Source organism: Kitasatospora sp. NPDC059817, from assembly GCF_042731835.1.
Classification (GTDB): Bacteria; Actinomycetota; Actinomycetes; order Streptomycetales; family Streptomycetaceae; genus Kitasatospora.
The window spans coordinates 8,947-25,442 of the sequence record NZ_JBHWIR010000023.1 but is presented as its reverse complement, the minus strand read 5'-3'; the positions used below and the strand labels follow the sequence as shown (position 1 = coordinate 25,442).

The following is a 16,496-nucleotide window of genomic DNA, read 5'->3' as shown; positions in this document are numbered from 1 at the left end:
CCGGCGGCCCCGCGTCGGCTCGCGCCCCGCCCCGCACGAGCCGGCGCGGGGGCGCACCGCCGCCCGCCCCCGCCCCCGCGGGGCGCCCCCCCCGCGCTGGGCGCGGCGCCTCTGCGCTTTCCTGGGAATTCCCTGACAATATCCCTGGTCTTTGCCTGTACATTGCACTCGAACTAGTGTTTGTCAGCGAATTTCACGGGAAATTCCCCGGTTCGCACTGTTGACCCGGACGGCGTTCCGGTATGGGATATGAATTCGGCCCCGGTTTCCTCTCGGCATCGGTCCGGCGGCCCCGGTCCACCGCCCATGGCCCGGCCCCCGTCCCGAAGGACCCCCGCCATGCCTGCGCTCACACGGTTCGTCCTTCCGCACGCCGACCCCCGTGTGAGCACCGACCAGCCCGCCGCCGACGAGGACGTCACCTTCGGCCTGCTGCGCGCCCGCTGGACCGGCCGCGGCCTGGAACTCACCGGCTTCGCCCGCCCGGACGACCTCGACACCGGCCGCCCCGGCTCCGCCTGGACCTGGCTGACCCTGCGCCACACCGACGGGACCCGGCCGCCCGTCCACCTGCGCTCCCGGCCCCGCCGGCTGCCCGAAGTCACCGACGACAGCGCCCAGCCCGAGTTCAACCACGACTGGTCCGGCTTCACCGCCCTGATCGAGCCCGGCCGGCTGCGCCACGGCACCGACTGGCTGCTCGGCGACTGGCAGATCGAGACCACCCTGTTCACCCGCCCGCGCCCCACCCGGCTGCGCCGCCGGTACGGCGCCCTCGCCCCGCACTGGTGCGGCTCCGGCGAGTACCCGCCGGCCCACTGGGTGGACCACGACGTCCGCCTCCAGCCGTACTTCGCCGACGGGCGACTGCGGCTGCTGCTCGAACGCCCCGGCATCCGGCTCACCCACGCCACCCCCACCGCCGACGGCCTCGACCTGCGCGGCAGCGCGGACTCCTGCCCGACCGGCACCGTGCTGCGGCTGCGCCACCGGCAGAGCGACGCCGTGATCGAACGGCCGGTCGCCCGCACCGGCAACACCTTCGCCGTCCACCTGCCGTACCGGCCGTTCACCGCCGACGGCCGGGGCAGCGGCGAACTGGAGCACTGGGACACCGAGTTCCTGCACCCCGACGGCAGCACCGAGCAGCTCTGCCCGGACGAGCGCGGCGGCCCGGTCGCCGACCAGCACCGGCTGCCCGACACCCCGGACCGCGCCCTCTACCTCAAGCACCTCGCCGACGGCCGGCTCCAACTGTGCGTCCAGCCCGCGGCCGGCCTGGTCGAGCGGATCGCCGTCCGGGCCGGCGGCTTCGAGCTCACCGGCCGCTGCCCGGACCGCGCCGCGGACCGGCTGGAACTCGTCCTGCGGCACACCGGCACCGCGAGCGAGGTCCGCTCCCCCGTCGAGGCCGACCAGGACGGCCGCTTCAAGGTCCTGCTGCCCGCCACCCGCACCGGCGCCGACGGCACCGCGCTGCCCCTGCGCAAAGGCATCTGGGAGGCCGCGCTGACGCCCGCCGGGCGGCCCGGCCCGAGCCGCCCGCTGCTCGCCGCACCCGCCGCCCTTCCCACGCTGCCCGCCGCCACCACGGCCGGCGGCAAGCGGATCCTGCTCCAGCGCCGCTGGCACGACACCCTGCTGGTGGACTCCACCCCGGTGCTCACCCCCACCGAGCGCAGCGCCTGGACGCAGAGCCGCCAGCGCGCCGTCCACTACCCCGCCGCCCGCCGCGAACCGCTGCGCGAGGCCGTGCTGTACGACGTGTTCGGCGGCCGCGGCTACGCCGACTCGCCGCGCGCGGTGCACGCCGAACTGGCCCGCCGCGGCGCGCCGTTGGAGCACCTCTGGGTGGTCGACGACGCCCAGGCCGAACTGCCGCCCGGGGTCCGGGCCGTCCGGATCTGGAGCCCGGAGTGGTACCGCGCGCTGGCCACCTGCCGGTACCTGGTCGGCAACACGCACTTCCCGGACTTCCTGGAGCGCCGCCCCGGCCAGGTGGTGCTCCAGACCTGGCACGGCTCGCTGCTGAAGCGGATCGCCCACGACGTCGACAACCCCTGGCTGGCCGACCACGGCTACCTGGAGGCGCTCGACCGGGAGACCCCGCAGTGGAGCCTGCTGCTCTCCCCCAGCCCGTTCGCCACCCCGATCCTGCGCCGCGCGTTCCGCTACGACGGCGAGATCCTGGAGGCCGGCTACCCGCGCAACGACGTGCTCGCCCGCCCCGACGAGGCCGCCGCAGCGGCCGTTCGCCGTCGGCTCGGCATCCCGGACGGCAAGCGGATCGTGCTGTACGCGCCGACCTGGCGCGAGGACCAGCAGCGCGGTGACGGCGACGGCTTCCGGCTCGGCCTGCGGCTGGACCTCGACCACGCCCGGCGCCTGCTCGGCCGGGACCACGTGCTGCTGATCCGCCCGCACGCGCACGTCCGCGAGCCGCTGCCGGGCGCCGGGGACGGCTTCCTGTACGACTGCGGGGACTATCCCGACCCGCAGGAACTGCTGCTGGTCGCGGACGTCCTGGTGACCGACTACTCGTCGATCATGTTCGACTTCGCCGTCACCGGCCGCCCGGTGCTCTTCTTCACCTACGACCTGGAGCACTACCGCGACACCCTGCGCGGCTTCTACTTCGACTTCGAGCCGCAGGCCCCCGGCCCGCTCGTCCCCACCTCGGCCGGACTGCTCGGCGCGCTGCGCGAACTCGCCGACACCGGCGCGGCCCTGCCGCCCGGGTACGCGGAGCGCCACCGGCGTTTCCGGGCCGAGCACTGCGTCCTGGACGACGGCGGCGCGTCCCGCCGGGTGGTCGACCGGATGCTCGAACTCGGAAGGTCAGTACGGTAGTTGAAGATCAGGGCGGTAGTTCAGGAGAACAGGTAGCTCCGCCAGGGCCGCCAGACCTCGTCCGCGTCGAAGCGGGAGAGGCCGAAGCCCGGCACCGGGAAGGCCGCCCGGAAGCCGCGCGCCTGCGCGTACGCCTGGTCCAGCGCGTCGTCCGGCAGGCCGTGCGCGACCGTCACGTGCGGGTGGTACGGGAACGCCAGCTCGCGGGCCAGCGGGCCGGAGCGGACGTCCGCCTCCAGCAGCCGGCACTCCTGCGCGCCCTCCTCGACCCGGACGAACACCACCGGGGAGACCGGGCGGAAGGTGCCGGCGCCGCTCAGCAGCATCCGGAACGGCCGGTGCGCGGCCGCCACCGCCGCCAGGTGCTCCTCGATCTTCGGCAGCGCCTCGGCGGGCACCTCGGTCGGCGGCAGCAGGGTGACGTGTGTCGGTATCGACCGGGCCAGCGGATCGCCGTGCCCGGCCCGGGCGTCCTGGATCCGCGCACCGTACGGATCCGGAACGCTCACGGACACGCCGATGGTGACGGCCTCGGGGAGACCGTCACCATCGGGCAGGCGTGTGAGGGGAGTCACCGCTTGGCGGCCGGGAGGAAGCCGACCCGGTCGTACACCGTCTCCAACGTCTGCGCGGCCACCTCGCGGGCCTTCTCGGCGCCGATCGCCAGCACCCGGTCCAGCTCGGCCGGGTCGTCCAGGAACGTGCGGGTGCGCTCCTGGAAGGGAGTGACCCACTCGGTGAACAGCTCGGCCAGCTCGGTCTTCAGGGCGCCGTACATCTTGCCCTCGAAGTGCGCGACCAGCTGGTCGATCGACTGGCCGCTGAGCGCGGAGTGGATGCGCAGCAGGTTGGAGACGCCGGGCTTCCCGTCCTCGTCGTAGGAGACGACGGTGCCGGTGTCGGTGACGGCGCTCTTGAACTTCTTGGCGCTGACCTTCGCCTCGTCCAGCAGGTTGACCAGGCCCTTGTCCGAGGAAGCGGACTTGCTCATCTTGGCGCCCGGGTCCTGGAGGTCCTGGATCTTCGCCGTCTCCTTGAGGATGTACGGCTTCGGCACCGTGAAGGTCGGGCTGTAGCGGGTGTTGAAGCGGTCGGCGAGGTCGCGGGTGAGCTCCAGGTGCTGGCGCTGGTCCTCGCCGACCGGGACGGCGTCCGCCTGGTAGAGCAGGACGTCCGCGACCATGAGCACCGGGTAGGTGAACAGGCCGACCGTGGTGCTGTCCGCGCCGTGCCGGACGGACTTGTCCTTGAACTGGGTCATCCGGGAGGCCTCGCCGAAGCCGGTGAGGCAGTTCATCACCCAGGCGAGCTGCGCGTGCTCGGGCACGTGCGACTGGACGAACAGGGTGCAGTGCTCCGGGTCCAGGCCGGCGCCGAGCAGCTGTGCGGCGGAGACCCGGGTGTTCTCGCGCAGTTCCTTCGGGTCCTGCGAGACGGTGATCGCGTGCAGGTCGACGACCATGTAGAAGGCGTCGTTCTCCTTCTGCAGGTCCACCCACTGGCGCACCGCGCCCAGGTAGTTGCCGAGGTGGAACGAGCCGGAGGTGGGCTGGATGCCGGAGAGAACCCGGGGACGGTCCTTGACCGGACCAGTGACCGCTGCGTTGACCATGCGGGCCATTGTTCCAGTTCCACCGGGCGCTCAGGAAACGTCCGCCCCAGGAGGTTCCGCCAGTGTGACCGCACTCACCCTCACCCTGGCGATCCGCCGGCCCTCCAACTTGGCCACCGTCAGCAGCACCCCTCCACCGCCCTCGACCGGGACGCGCACCTGGTCGCCCTCCCGGGGCAGCCGGCCGAGCGAGGCGACCAGGCAGCCCGCCACCGTCTCGTACGGGCCCTCGGGCAGGGTGGCGCCGGTCTCCTCGGTGAAGTCGCCGAGGTTGAGCAGGCCGTCCAGCTCCATGCCGCCGCCGACCAGCCGGCGGGTCGCGGCCGTCTCCGGCCGGTCGTACTCGTCCCGGATCTCGCCGATCACCTCCTCGACCAGGTCCTCCAGGGTGACGATCCCGGCGGTGCCGCCGTACTCGTCCACCACGATGGCCAGGTGGTGGCCCTCGCGGCGCATCTCGCCCATCGCCTCCAGCACCCGCTTGGTGCCGGGCAGCAGCTTCACCGGGCGGGCCAGGTCGCGGACCTTGGCGGCCTGCTCGCCGCGCGCGCCGTACAGGTCGCGGACGTGCACGAAGCCGACCACGGCGTCGGCGCTGCCCTCGACCACCGGGTAGCGCGAGTGCGGCGAGGTGTCCGCCTGGTGCCGGACGGCGGCCAGCGGGCGCTCGGCGTCCAGGAAGGTCACCTCGGTGCGCGGGACCATCACCTCGCGCAGCTGCCGCTCCCCGGCGGAGAACACGTCCGCGATCAACGCCCGTTCGTCGCTTCCGAGTTCGGTGTTGGCGGCAACCAGGCCGCGCAGCTCCTCGGAGCTCATCGAGCCACGGCCGGCGGCCGGGTCGCCGCCCAGCAGGCGGACCATCAGGTTGGTGGAGTGGCCGAGCAGCCAGATCACCGGGCGCAGCGCCACCGACATCACGTCCACCACCGGGGCCGCGATCACCGCGATCGACTCGGCCCGCTGCAGGCCGATCCGCTTGGGGGTGAGTTCGCCGAGCACCAGCGAGACGTAGCTGATCACCAGGGTGAGGCCGACCAGGGCGATCGCGTCGGCGACGCCCTCGGTGAGCCCGGCCCGGACGAACAGCGGGGCGACCTTGCCGGCCAGGGTGTCCGCGCCGAAGGCGGCGGACAGGAAGCCCATGCAGGTCACGCCGACCTGGACGGCGGCCAGGAAGCGGTTGGGGTCGGCGGCCAGGTGCGCGGCCCGGGCGGACCGCCGGGTGCCGAGCGCCTCCAGCGTCCGGATCTGGCCCTCGCGCAGCGAGATCAGCGAGATCTCGGCGACGTTGAACAGCCCGCCCAGCAGGATGAAGACGAGGACGAGCAGAGCGTCCCCGAGGGTTTCGTTCACAGCGGGTCAGTGTAGGACCGGCCGGCGCCCGGGGAGTGGAAGAAGGGGCGGCGGCCGGTCACACGGCAGCCCGCCGCCTCCGGGAAGGAGACGGCGGGCCGTCGGGAAAAGCTGTGCTGCGGGGCTCAGATGAGGCCCAGCTCCTGGACCGCGTCGCGCTCCTCGGTCAGCTCCTTGACCGAGGCGTCGATGCGGGCGCGCGAGAAGTCGGAGATCTCCAGGCCCTGGACGATCTCGAACTTGCCGGCCTTGGTGGTGACCGGGAAGGAGGAGATCAGGCCCTGCGGGACGCCGTAGGAGCCGTCCGAGACGACGCCCATGGAGGTCCAGTCGCCCTCGGCGGTGCCGTTGACCCAGGTGTACACGTGGTCGATGGCGGCGTTGGCGGCCGAGGCGGCCGAGGAGGCGCCACGGGCCTCGATGATGGCCGCGCCGCGCTTGGCGACGGTCGGGATGAAGGTCTCGTCCAGCCAGGCCTGGTCGCTGCCGATGGCCTCGAAGGCCGGCTTGCCGGCGATCTCGGCCTGGAAGATGTCCGGGTACTGGGTGGCGGAGTGGTTGCCCCAGATGGTGACGCGCTTGATGTCGGAGACGGGCGCACCGGTCTTGACGGAGAGCTGGCCGACCGCGCGGTTGTGGTCCAGGCGGGTCATCGCGGTGAAGCGCTCGGCCGGGACGTCCGGGGCGTTGCGCTGGGCGATCAGGGCGTTGGTGTTGGCCGGGTTGCCGACGACCAGGACCTTGATGTCGTCCGCGGCGTGGTCGTTGATGGCCTTGCCCTGCGGGCCGAAGATGCCGCCGTTGGCCTGCAGCAGGTCGCCGCGCTCCATGCCGGCGGTGCGCGGACGGGCGCCGACCAGCAGCGCGACGTTGGCGCCGTCGAAGGCCTCGTTCGGGTTGGCGGTGATCGTGATGTCACGCAGCAGCGGGAACGCGCAGTCGACGAGCTCCATGGCGGTGCCCTCGGCGGCCTTGAGGCCCTGCGGGATCTCCAGGAGGCGCAGGTTCACCGGGACGTCGGCACCGAGCAGGTGGCCCGAGGCGATGCGGAAGAGCAGCGCGTAGCCGATCTGGCCGGCCGCTCCGGTGATGGTGACGTTGACGGGGGTGCGGGTCATTTCTACCTTCTCCAGCAGATCGCCAGGTGCCCCAGGCACACCGGCGCGCTGGAGCCGAGGATGGTCTCTCGACATCGAGAGACCGGCGTCAGGTTATCGCAAAGGGAAGCGTACGCCGCGGGTGCGGGCCTGGCTGATGCGTCACAACGGACGGCGGCCCCCGCCCTGGCTCGCAGGGCGGGGGCCGTCACGGTCACCCCGGCGTCAGTGCTTGGGCCGGCCGATCAACTTGCCGATGTTGTCGAGCAACGGGATCTCCAGCCACGGGTTCGGCTGCGCCACCAGGGTCAGCAGCACGATCGACGCTCCCAGGAAGGTCAGCACGATCACGTCGGTGAAGCGGCTGCGCACCGCCAGCATCCCGACCTCGGGCAGCACCAGCCGCAGGACGGCCCCGAGCAGCACCCCGCAGCCGAGGATCAGCAGCCCGTACTTGAAGCCGTCCTTGAAGTCGGCGAACCAGGTGACCGCGAGGCCGGCCCCGACCACCAGCAGGACCAGCGTTATCGGCCACTGCCGGACCGGCAGGGTGTGGTCGCGTCCGAGGGCTGCGGCCGCGCCCTCGGGCGGCAGGGTGCCGGTGGTCTTGACCGGCCTGCGCGGGGTCCGCGCCGGTCGCGGTTCCGTCATGCTCGCCGTCCCTCGTGGTGGTGTCGGTCGCGGGGTCAGACGCCGGCGCGGCGCTCGGCCGCCACGACGATGTTGTTAAGCAGCATCGCGCGGGTCATCGGGCCCACGCCGCCGGGGTTCGGGGAGATCCAGGCGGCCACCTCGGCCACGCCCGGGTGCACGTCGCCGACGATCTTGCCCTCGCTGCGGCTGACGCCCACGTCCAGCACCGCCGCGCCCGGCTTGACGTCCTCCGGCTTGACCAGGTGCGGCACGCCCGCGGCGGCCACGATGATGTCGGCCTTGCGCAGGTGGTAGCCGAGGTCCCGGGTGCCGGTGTGGCACAGGGTCACGGTGGCGTTCTCGCTGCGGCGGGTCAGCAGCAGGCCGATCGAGCGGCCGACGGTGACGCCGCGGCCGACCACGACCACCTCGGCGCCGTTGATCTCGACGTCGTGCCGGCGCAGCAGCTCGACGATGCCCAGCGGGGTGCACGGCAGCGGCCCCTCGATGCCCAGGGCGAGCCGGCCGAGCGAGGTCGGGTGCAGGCCGTCGGCGTCCTTGTCCGGGTCCATCAGCTCCAGGACCGGGTTCTGGTCCAGGCCCTTGGGCAGCGGCAGCTGGACGATGTAGCCGGTGCAGGAGGGGTCGGCGTTGAGCTCGCGGACGACGTTCTCGACGTCCTCCTGGGTGGCGGTCGCGGGCAGCTCGCGCTGGATCGAGGCGATGCCGACCTCGGCGCAGTCCTTGTGCTTGCCGTTGACGTACCAGCGGCTGCCCGGGTCGTCGCCGACCAGGACGGTGCCGAGGCCGGGCGTGACGCCCTTCGCCTTGAGGACCGCCACGCGGGCGGCGAGTTCGGACTTGATCGCGGCGGCGGTGGCCTTGCCATCGAGAATCTGGGCAGTCATGACCCCATTCTCCCGGATCGCGGCAAGCCGCCGCACCAGGGCCCGTCTTCGAGCTCCCGTCGTCCTCCCGTCGTCCTCCCACCGGCCCCCGTCGTCCTCCCGCCCTCCGGTCGGACGGGTTCGGACGGGTACGGAAGGCCCGGACCACGTTGCGGTTGCGCCACAGTCTCGGTCCGGCGCGCGGAACCGGCTGGACACGGCCCCGCCGTCCGGTTGACGATATGCGGGCATTCCCTGCCGCGACCCGGCCCGGTGACGGGCCGACGGACACCCGGCGGGGGCGTACCCGGGGGAAAGAGCACGTGAGCCGACCACTTCAGACCGAGCCGCCCGACCACTGCGGCGCCGTCCTGCCCGCAGCGGGCCCGTCGACGACTCCGCTCGCACTGCTCTCACCGCTCTCAGCGCTCTCACCGCGCGCCTGAGCCGGCCGCGCCCGGATCCGCTCCGGGCTGTCACTCCCCTCCGTTAGCGTCCCGTTCCACCGGCGACCCGACTCGCCAACCGGAACCGGGCCCTCCGTCCCGTCCCCACGTCCCCGCAACTGCCCGGAGGCATCGATGAGTTACCCGCCCGACCCGAACAACCCGAACAACCCGTACGGCCAGCCGCCGCAGGCTCCCGGCTACGGCTACCCCCAGCAGGCCCCGCCGGCCGGGTACGGCTACCCGCCGCCCGCGCCGGGCTACGGCGGACCGGGCTACGGCTACCCGCCGGCCGTCCCGCAGAACATGCCGGGCCTGGTGGTCACCACCCGGGTGCTGCTGTTCATCATCGGCGCCGTGCAGATCATCGGTGGCGGCATCTACCTGATAGCCGCCGCGGCGGCCAAGGAGGTCACCAACCGGGCCCAGCAGATCGACGGGAGCGACCCGTTCAACGGCTTCGGCAACGCGGCGGCCGGCGTGCTGGTGGTCGTCGGCATCGTGTGCGCGCTGTTCGCGGCCTTCTCCATCACGCTGGGCGTGAAGTTCGGCAAGGGCGGGCCCGCGGTCCGCATCACCACCCTGGTGTACGGCTCGTTCGGCGCGCTGCTCGGCCTGCTGGGACTGGCCGGCTCGTTCGCCAACAACGCCAACCCGGTCGGCATCGTCTTCACGCTGATGTGGCTCGCGGTCTCGATCACGATGATCGTCGGGATGAGCGTCAAGGACGGCGTCGCCTGGTTCGCCCGGCCGCGCTACTGACCGGCCGCACCACTGACCGGCCCGGTCCGAGCCGATCGGACGACGAGCGGCCCGGCTCCCCTTCCGGAGGAGCCGGGCCGCTCTGTCATGCCGTCACCCGGGCGGTGCGCCGGGCGAGCGGTGGAACGCGATCAGTGGAAGAAGTGCCGCGCACCGGTGAAGTACATCGTCACCCCGGCCTCGGCGGCCGCCGCGACGACCTCCTCGTCCCGGATCGAACCGCCCGGCTGGACGATCGCCTTGACGCCGGCCGCGATCAGGATGGCAGGGCCGTCCGCGAACGGGAAGAACGCGTCCGAGGCCGCGTACGCGCCCTTGGCCCGCTCCCCGGCCCGCTCGACCGCGAGCTTGCAGGAGTCGACCCGGTTGACCTGGCCCATGCCGACGCCCACCGAGGCGCCGTCCTTGGCCAGCAGGATCGCGTTGGACTTGACGGCCCGACAGGCCCGCCAGGCGAAGGCCAGCTCGGCCAGCTCGGCCTCGGACAGCGCCTCACCGGTGGCCAGCCGCCAGTTCGCCGGGTCGTCGCCCTCGGCCTGCACCCGGTCGGCGTCCTGGAGCAGCACGCCGCCGGAGACCGGGCGCAGCTCCTGGCGGTTGGCCGGCGCCTCGGGGGCCAGCAGCACCCGCAGGTTCTTCTTCCGGGCCAGCACCTCGACGGCGCCGTCCTCGTAACCGGGGGCCACCACGACCTCGGTGAAGATCGGGGCGATCTGCTCGGCCAGCTCGACGGTGACCGGGCGGTTGACCGCGATCACGCCGCCGTACGCCGAGACCGGGTCGCACTCGTGCGCCTTGCGGTGCGCCTCGGCGACGTCCGCGCCGGTCGCGATGCCGCACGGGTTGGCGTGCTTGATGATCGCGACGGCCGGCTCGGCGTGGTCGTACGCGGCGCGGCGGGCAGCGTCGGTGTCGACGTAGTTGTTGTACGACATCTCCTTGCCGTGCAGCTGCTCCGCGCCGGCCAGGCCGCCGCTGCCGTCGCTGTACAGCGCGGCGCCCTGGTGCGGGTTCTCGCCGTAGCGCAGCACGTTCTGCCGCTCCCAGGTGGCGCCCAGGAACTCCGGGAACCGCTCGTCGCTCGGCGCGTAGCCGGCCTCGAACCAGGAGGCGACCGCGACGTCGTACGCGGCGGTGTGCGCGAACGCCGCACCGGCCAGGCGCTTGCGGGTGGCCAGGTCGAAGCCGCCCTCCTGGGCGGCCCGCAGCACGTCGACGTAACGGGCCGGGTCGACCACCACGGCCACCGACGGGTGGTTCTTGGCGGCGGCGCGGACCATGCTCGGGCCGCCGATGTCGATCTGCTCGACGCACTCGTCCGGGGTGGCGCCCGAGGCGACGGTGGCCTTGAACGGGTAGAGGTTCACCACGACCAGGTCGAAGGGCTCGACGCCCAGCTCGGCCAGCTGCGCGCGGTGCGACTCCAGCCGCAGGTCGGCGAGCACGCCGGCGTGCACGCGGGGGTGCAGCGTCTTCACGCGCCCGTCCAGGCACTCCGGGAAGCCGGTCAGCTCGGAGACCTCGGTCACCGGGACGCCGGCGGCGGCGATCCGACCGGCGGTGGAGCCGGTGGAGACGATGGCGACCCCGGCGGCGTGCAGGCCCTGGGCCAGCTCCTCCAGACCGGTCTTGTCGTACACGCTGATCAGCGCACGACGGATCGGACGGATGTTCTCCGAAACGGGGGGCGTGGTGGAGCTGGCACTCATGCCGGAATCCATACCTTTCGGTCCTCGATGCGGTGGCCCTCGCGGGCCAGCCGGCCCACGACGTCGACGAGCAGCTTGCGCTCGACAGTCTTGATGCGCTCGTGCAGCGCTTCGCCGCCATCGGCGTGGTCGGCGTCGACGACCTCGACGACGCCCTGCGCGATGATCGGCCCGGTGTCCACCCCGGCGTCGACCAGGTGGACGGTGCAGCCGGTGACCCTCACCCCGTACGCGAGCGCGTCGGTGACGCCGTGGGCGCCGGGGAAGGAGGGCAGCAGTGCGGGATGGGTGTTGACGATCCGCCCGGCGAAGGCCGCGATGAACTCGGGGCCGAGGATCTTCATGAACCCGGCCGTGACCACCAGGTCCGGCTCGTGGGCGGCGACGGCGGCGGTCAGCGCGCGGTCCCAGTCGGCCCGGTCGGCGAAGTCCTTCACCCGGTGGACGAAGACCGGCAGGCCCGCCTTCTCGGCCCGCTCCAGGCCCGCGATGCCGTCGCGGTCCGCACCCACGGCGAGGATCTCGGCGCCGTACGCCGGATCGGCTGCGGCGTCGAGCAGCGCCTGCAGATTGGTGCCGGAACCGGAGACCAGCACCACCAGGCGGGCCGGTCCGGGCGTACGGGGCGGGAAGAGCTGGGCGGGGGCGGCGGCCACTGCGCGATTCTCCGTAGGTCGGGCGCCGCCCGCTGGTACGTCCACCGGTGGTGGGGCCACTACGAACGGCAGGTCGAGCGAGGGGGAACACCAGGAGAACCCACCGCGACGCGGGCACCCGGGAACCTCTGCGAGCTGCTGACCGTCACCACGATAACGGCTGGTCGGACGGCCTCCGCACCCTCCCGGCGGCGCTACGCGCGTAGTTGAGACGGGGATCTCCTCCGGCCCGCACAGCGGAGTCGCCCCGGGCACGGGCCCTCCCGGCACCCGCGCAGCGGGCAGGCCGCCTGAGGACCGGCGAACGGCTGCGGGATCATAGGGAAGGCGGGAGACCGCCGCCCCGACCGAGAAGGAATGGCTGAACCATGAGCAGCGGTGACGACACCGGCGAGCGCAACCCCTTCGCGCCGCCGCCGGCGGATGCCCCGGACCAGCCGTGGCAGCCGCGCAACCCCTGGCCCGGCGAGGGCCCGGACGGCACCGGCGGCCAGGGCGCCGGCGAACGCCCGCAGCTCCCGCCGCCGCACCCCTGGGGCCCCGGCCGGCCCGAGGACGGCCGCCCCACCCCACCGGCCCCGCAGCCGCCCAAGCTCGACCCCGCCGACCCCGCCCAGCGCCGGGCCCGCAACGCCGCACTGGCCGGGCCGCTCGCGCTGGTCTGCCTGTTCGCCGGCTTCCACTGGGCCGCCCTGTTCGTCGGCGCGCTCGGCATCGTGTGGGGCATCAGCGCGCTGCGGACCCCCAAGCCCGCCCCGGCCGCCGCCGTCACCGGCGCCGCCCCCCAGACCGCCGCCCGCCAGCCCGCCACCCCGAACCCGCTCACCCCGGCCGCGCTCGCCGGAATCCTCACCGGCGCGATGACCGTTGTGGTCGCGACCTCGGTGATCGGCCTCGGGATGTACTACAACGACTACGTCACCTGCGTCCGGGACTCGCTGACCTCCGTCGGCGCCGACAACTGCGACCGGTTCGCGCCCAAGTGGTACGTCGACTTCACCGGGAACGCCGGCTAGGCCCGGTCCGGCCGATCTTGCCGGACACGCCCTAGTCACTTCCGGGGCCCCGCCCGCCCAGGCGCAGCACCGCGCCGTACCCGCGGGCCCGCAGCAGCAGCACCCCCCGGCGCAGCCGCTCGGCCGACCGGGCGCGGGCGGCGGGCAGGGCCTCCTCGTCGAGTTCCTCGGCGGCCTGCCCGTCAACCTCTCCGTCGACCTCTCCGTCGACCCCTTCGTCGGCCTCCGGGACGGTCGCGGGGCACAGCGCCCGATGGCGTACCAGCAGCGCGCCCGGCACGGCCACCAGCGCGAACCAGCCCGCCGCCGCCGGTCCCGTCCACCAGGGCGCCGGCCCCAGCCGGGCCATCCGGCCGCCCGCCAGCGCGCCACCCGCCAGCCAGCTCGCCGCCGCCACCGCGACGCCGGTCAGCAGCGCCGCCACCAGCACCACCACCACCGTCACCGCGAGCGGCCACGGTCCGTCGCCGCCCCCGTTGCCGTCCCCGTCGCCGGTCCCGGACCCCGCCTCGGCCGCTGCGCGCGGGCCGGCCGCCGCCCGGCCCAGCAGCACCGCCGGCACCACCCCCGCCAGCACCGGCAGCAGCAGTGCCGCCAGCCGCCAGCCACCCGGGCCCTCCGCCGGCAGCAGGGCGAACATCGGGAACTCCGGGACGGGGCCCAGCACGGTGCCGCCCGGCGCCACCACCGTCCCGGAACCCACCGCGAACCCCGGGCCCAGGGCGTACGCCGTCCCCCAGAGCACCGCGTTCGGCAGCAGCACCACCCCGAGCAGCAGCAGCCCGACCAGGGCCGCCGGCCCGCGCCCGAGCACCGCCATCCCGTGCCCGCCCCCGACCGCCGCGTCCAGCGCCGCCGCCACCGCCACCAGCACCCCGCCCGCCGCCACCAGGCCCGCCCCGGCCGCCAGCACCGAGCCGCGCACCGCCGCCGCGCCGCCGGCCGGTCGGAGCGGCGAGGGCAGCCGGTCCAGCAGCGGCCACACCGGGCGGCGGGGCGGGGCGTCGGGGCCGGCGGCCCGCGCCGAACGCGCGCCCGCCGCTGTCGCCAGCCCGGCCAGCAACCCCACCACCAGGACGTCCGGCAGCACCCTGGCCCGGAACAGCCCGGCGCCCGTGCAGTGCAGCACCACCGCCACCGCGACCGCGCAGTAGCCCGCCCAGACCGCCGCCGGGCCGCCCCAGCGCGGCCGGGGCCCGCGCCGCGACGCCACCGCGGCGGCGGCCCGGTACAGCTGAGCCACCGCCAGCACGCCCAGCAGCAGCGGGGTGACGGTCAGCGGGGCGCCCGCGTCCCCCCGCAACACCGGCGCGCCGTGCCCGAGCAGCCACAGCGCCCCCGCCAACCGGGTGGCGCCGGTCGCCCCGTTGTCCGCGTACGGCGTCGCCACCCAGAGTCCGAGCACCGGCACCCCGACCACCGCCAGGCCGACCAGTGCCGTCCGCACCCCCGCCAACAGGTCGGCCGGCAACGGGCGTCCGCCCAATTCGCCGGGCAGTTCCAGGATCGGACGGCCCATCAGCTGCGTCATGCGCCTCATGGTGCCAAGGCGACTCGCCATGCCCCGTGAAGCAGCAAACCGCCGCCGTGTCCCAGATTATTGGCTTATGCGCATTTTCAGACCCGATCCCCAAGCCGCCGGCGCACCGGCCCGGAGCGTCTGATGACCACGCCACCCACCGCCGAACACCCCGCCGGCGCCGACTCCCCCACCCCCGAGAACCGCCCCCGCAAACCCCGGGCCACCCGCCCCGACCAGGACGCGGCGCGCCCCCTAGGGAAACTGACGCCCCGTGAGGCCAAGGTGCTCGCCCACCTCGCCGCCGGTCGCGACCTCCCGCAGGCGGCCGCCGCCCTCGGCGTCACCCCGGCCACCGCCCGCAGCTACGTCCAGCGGGCCATGCGCAAACTCGGCGCGGCCACCGAGGCCGAGGCCGTCGCCCTCACCACCGCCCGCCCGAAGAGCCCCGACCCCGCACCACCCGGCCCCACACCACCCGGCCCCGACGCGCCGGGTGACGCCCAGGCGGACCCTGCCGCCGCCCCCCGTACCCCCGACCCCGCGCCGCCGCGCCCGCCCGTCCTCGGCACCGGAGGAGAGCACCCCGGCCAGGCCACCCACTCCGCGCACGCCCACGCCCACGCCACCGACGCCGCTAGCGCCCAGGCGGCCCCGAACGCCCCGGGAGGGAGCATCAGCACACCCGCCGCCACCATGACACCGCCTGGCACCCGCGACATCCCGCCCGCGGCGCAGGCCCGACCCGACGACCCGGCCGCCGGCACCGGGCGGCCCGCCCACGCGGCCATGCCGGCCGACGACGAGCGGGCCGGGCCGGCCGGGAGCTTCGAGGAGCTGTACGAGCAGGCGCACACCCGGCTGGTGCAGCAGATGTTCCTGCTGACCGCCTGTCGGCACCGGGCGGCGCACTGCGTCCGGCTGGCGTTCGGGGCCGCGCGCCGGGGCTGGGCGGAGGTGGCCGCGACGGGGGATCCGGAAGGGTGGGTGCGGGTACGGGCGTGCGAGCTGGCGCTGTCCCCGTGGCACCGGGGCGGGCCCCGGCGGATGCACGCCTGGAAGCTGCCGCACCGGCGGATCCGGGTGCGGCCGGCGGACGAGTCGCAGGCGGTGCTGCCCGATCACGACCGGCTGACCGACCGGGACCGGGCGCTGCTGAAGGCGCTGCGGCGGCTGTCCCGGCCGCAGCGCCGGGCGCTGGTGCTGCACGACGGGCTGGGCCTGCCGGCGGCGGCGGTCGCGGTGGAGGTGGAGTCGACGCTGGCGGCGGCCGAGGGGCGGGTGTGGGCGGCCCGGGTGGCGCTGGCCCGGTGGGTGCCGGAGCTGCTGGGACCGGATCCGGCGGCACCGGGGTTCGCGGACGGCCTGAGCGGGCTGCTGCACCGGGCGGCGGTCCGGGGCTGCCCGCAGCCGCACCGGCCGCCGGTGCCGGTGCTGCTGGCCCGGCACCGGCTGTGGACGGCGAGCCGGACGGGGGCGGCGGCGCTGCTGACGGCGGCGGTGGGCGGGGCGGCGCTGGCGACGCTGGTGGGGATCCGGCCGGTGACGCTGTTCCGGTCCCCGGAGCCGCCGGAGCCGGCGATGTGCCTGTCGACGGCGAACGCGGGCGTGCCGGGCGTGCCTGTTGTGCCGGGTGTGCCGGCGCTGCCGGGCGGGCCGCCGAACGTCGTCCGCAGCCTGTGGTGCAGCCCGACGCCGGGGGTGGAGGCGGTCGTGGTGGAGTCGGCGCCGCAGGCCGCCGCGCGGTGGGAGCTGCCGGCGGTCGCCCGGGGGGCGGGCGCCCCGCCGCCGCAGGGCCCGGAGGTCTGCCCGCTGTGGTCACCGCTGCCGTGCACGACCGGGCCGACGCCGTACTGACGGCGTCCGCGAACGCGCGAGCGCCCCCGCCCCTGTGGGGGGCGGGGGCGCGGGGGGCCGAGGGCCCGCCGGATCGCGCGGTTTTTTTGGGGGCCC

At 74.6% G+C, this 16,496-nt stretch carries 13 protein-coding genes; 4 read left to right on the top strand and 9 right to left on the bottom strand.

Annotated elements, in window-relative coordinates:
- Positions 1–339 precede the first annotated feature (339 nt).
- Entirely contained in the window at positions 340–2,850 is a 2,511-nt protein-coding gene (locus tag ACFV61_RS07865) for a CDP-glycerol glycerophosphotransferase family protein (protein ID WP_380490633.1), read from the top strand.
- 20 nt (positions 2,851–2,870) lie between these two features.
- On the opposite strand, the gene ACFV61_RS07860 is transcribed toward ACFV61_RS07865, so the two are convergent.
- The 6 genes from ACFV61_RS07860 to ACFV61_RS07835 all read right to left on the bottom strand — a co-directional run bounded on the left by ACFV61_RS07860 (position 2,871) and on the right by ACFV61_RS07835 (position 8,456).
- Positions 2,871–3,359, bottom strand: coding sequence for a 2'-5' RNA ligase family protein (locus tag ACFV61_RS07860; protein ID WP_380426737.1), 489 nt, complete (start codon positions 3,357–3,359; stop codon positions 2,871–2,873).
- Between the two features lie 62 nt (positions 3,360–3,421).
- Positions 3,422–4,462 carry a tryptophan--tRNA ligase gene (gene trpS, locus ACFV61_RS07855; RefSeq protein WP_063351340.1) on the bottom strand — a complete coding sequence of 347 codons (1,041 nt, stop codon included), beginning with the start codon at positions 4,460–4,462 and terminating at the stop codon, positions 3,422–3,424.
- A 30-nt stretch (positions 4,463–4,492) separates the two neighbouring features.
- Entirely contained in the window at positions 4,493–5,818 is a 1,326-nt protein-coding gene (locus ACFV61_RS07850) for a hemolysin family protein (protein ID WP_063349032.1), read from the bottom strand.
- A 125-nt stretch (positions 5,819–5,943) separates the two neighbouring features.
- The gene (locus ACFV61_RS07845) at positions 5,944–6,936 is read right to left on the bottom strand and encodes a malate dehydrogenase (protein WP_063349031.1); all 993 of its coding nucleotides are present in this window, start codon (positions 6,934–6,936) and stop codon (positions 5,944–5,946) included.
- A gap of 204 nt (positions 6,937–7,140) precedes the next feature.
- Positions 7,141–7,566: a DUF3017 domain-containing protein gene (locus ACFV61_RS07840; RefSeq protein WP_063349030.1), complete on the bottom strand. Its 426-nt coding sequence runs from the start codon at positions 7,564–7,566 to the stop codon at positions 7,141–7,143.
- A gap of 35 nt (positions 7,567–7,601) precedes the next feature.
- On the bottom strand, positions 7,602–8,456 hold the full coding sequence (locus ACFV61_RS07835; protein WP_063349029.1) for a bifunctional methylenetetrahydrofolate dehydrogenase/methenyltetrahydrofolate cyclohydrolase: 855 nt from the start codon (positions 8,454–8,456) through the stop codon (positions 7,602–7,604).
- 560 nt (positions 8,457–9,016) lie between these two features.
- Here ACFV61_RS07835 and ACFV61_RS07830 point away from each other — a divergent pair.
- Positions 9,017–9,643: a hypothetical protein gene (locus tag ACFV61_RS07830; protein WP_063349028.1), complete on the top strand. Its 627-nt coding sequence runs from the start codon at positions 9,017–9,019 to the stop codon at positions 9,641–9,643.
- Positions 9,644–9,774: 131 nt separating this feature from the next.
- On the opposite strand, the gene purH is transcribed toward ACFV61_RS07830, so the two are convergent.
- The gene (gene purH, locus ACFV61_RS07825; protein ID WP_063349027.1) at positions 9,775–11,352 is read right to left on the bottom strand and encodes a bifunctional phosphoribosylaminoimidazolecarboxamide formyltransferase/IMP cyclohydrolase; all 1,578 of its coding nucleotides are present in this window, start codon (positions 11,350–11,352) and stop codon (positions 9,775–9,777) included.
- A complete protein-coding gene (gene purN, locus ACFV61_RS07820) occupies positions 11,349–12,008 on the bottom strand; it encodes a phosphoribosylglycinamide formyltransferase (RefSeq protein ID WP_371518479.1) in 660 nt (219 codons plus the stop codon). The genes purH and purN overlap by 4 nt, the downstream gene beginning before the upstream one ends.
- A gap of 368 nt (positions 12,009–12,376) precedes the next feature.
- Here purN and ACFV61_RS07815 point away from each other — a divergent pair, with 368 nt between their 5' ends.
- On the top strand, positions 12,377–13,024 hold the full coding sequence (locus ACFV61_RS07815) for a hypothetical protein (RefSeq protein WP_380338931.1): 648 nt from the start codon (positions 12,377–12,379) through the stop codon (positions 13,022–13,024).
- Between the two features lie 31 nt (positions 13,025–13,055).
- On the opposite strand, the gene ACFV61_RS07810 is transcribed toward ACFV61_RS07815, so the two are convergent.
- Positions 13,056–14,555, bottom strand: a complete 1,500-nt coding sequence (locus tag ACFV61_RS07810) for a DUF6350 family protein (RefSeq protein ID WP_380490631.1) — start codon at positions 14,553–14,555, stop codon at positions 13,056–13,058.
- Positions 14,556–14,687: 132 nt separating this feature from the next.
- Between ACFV61_RS07810 and ACFV61_RS07805 the strand changes: the two genes are divergently transcribed.
- The gene (locus tag ACFV61_RS07805) at positions 14,688–16,400 is read left to right on the top strand and encodes a LuxR C-terminal-related transcriptional regulator (RefSeq protein ID WP_380490628.1); all 1,713 of its coding nucleotides are present in this window, start codon (positions 14,688–14,690) and stop codon (positions 16,398–16,400) included.
- Positions 16,401–16,496: the final 96 nt, after the last annotated feature.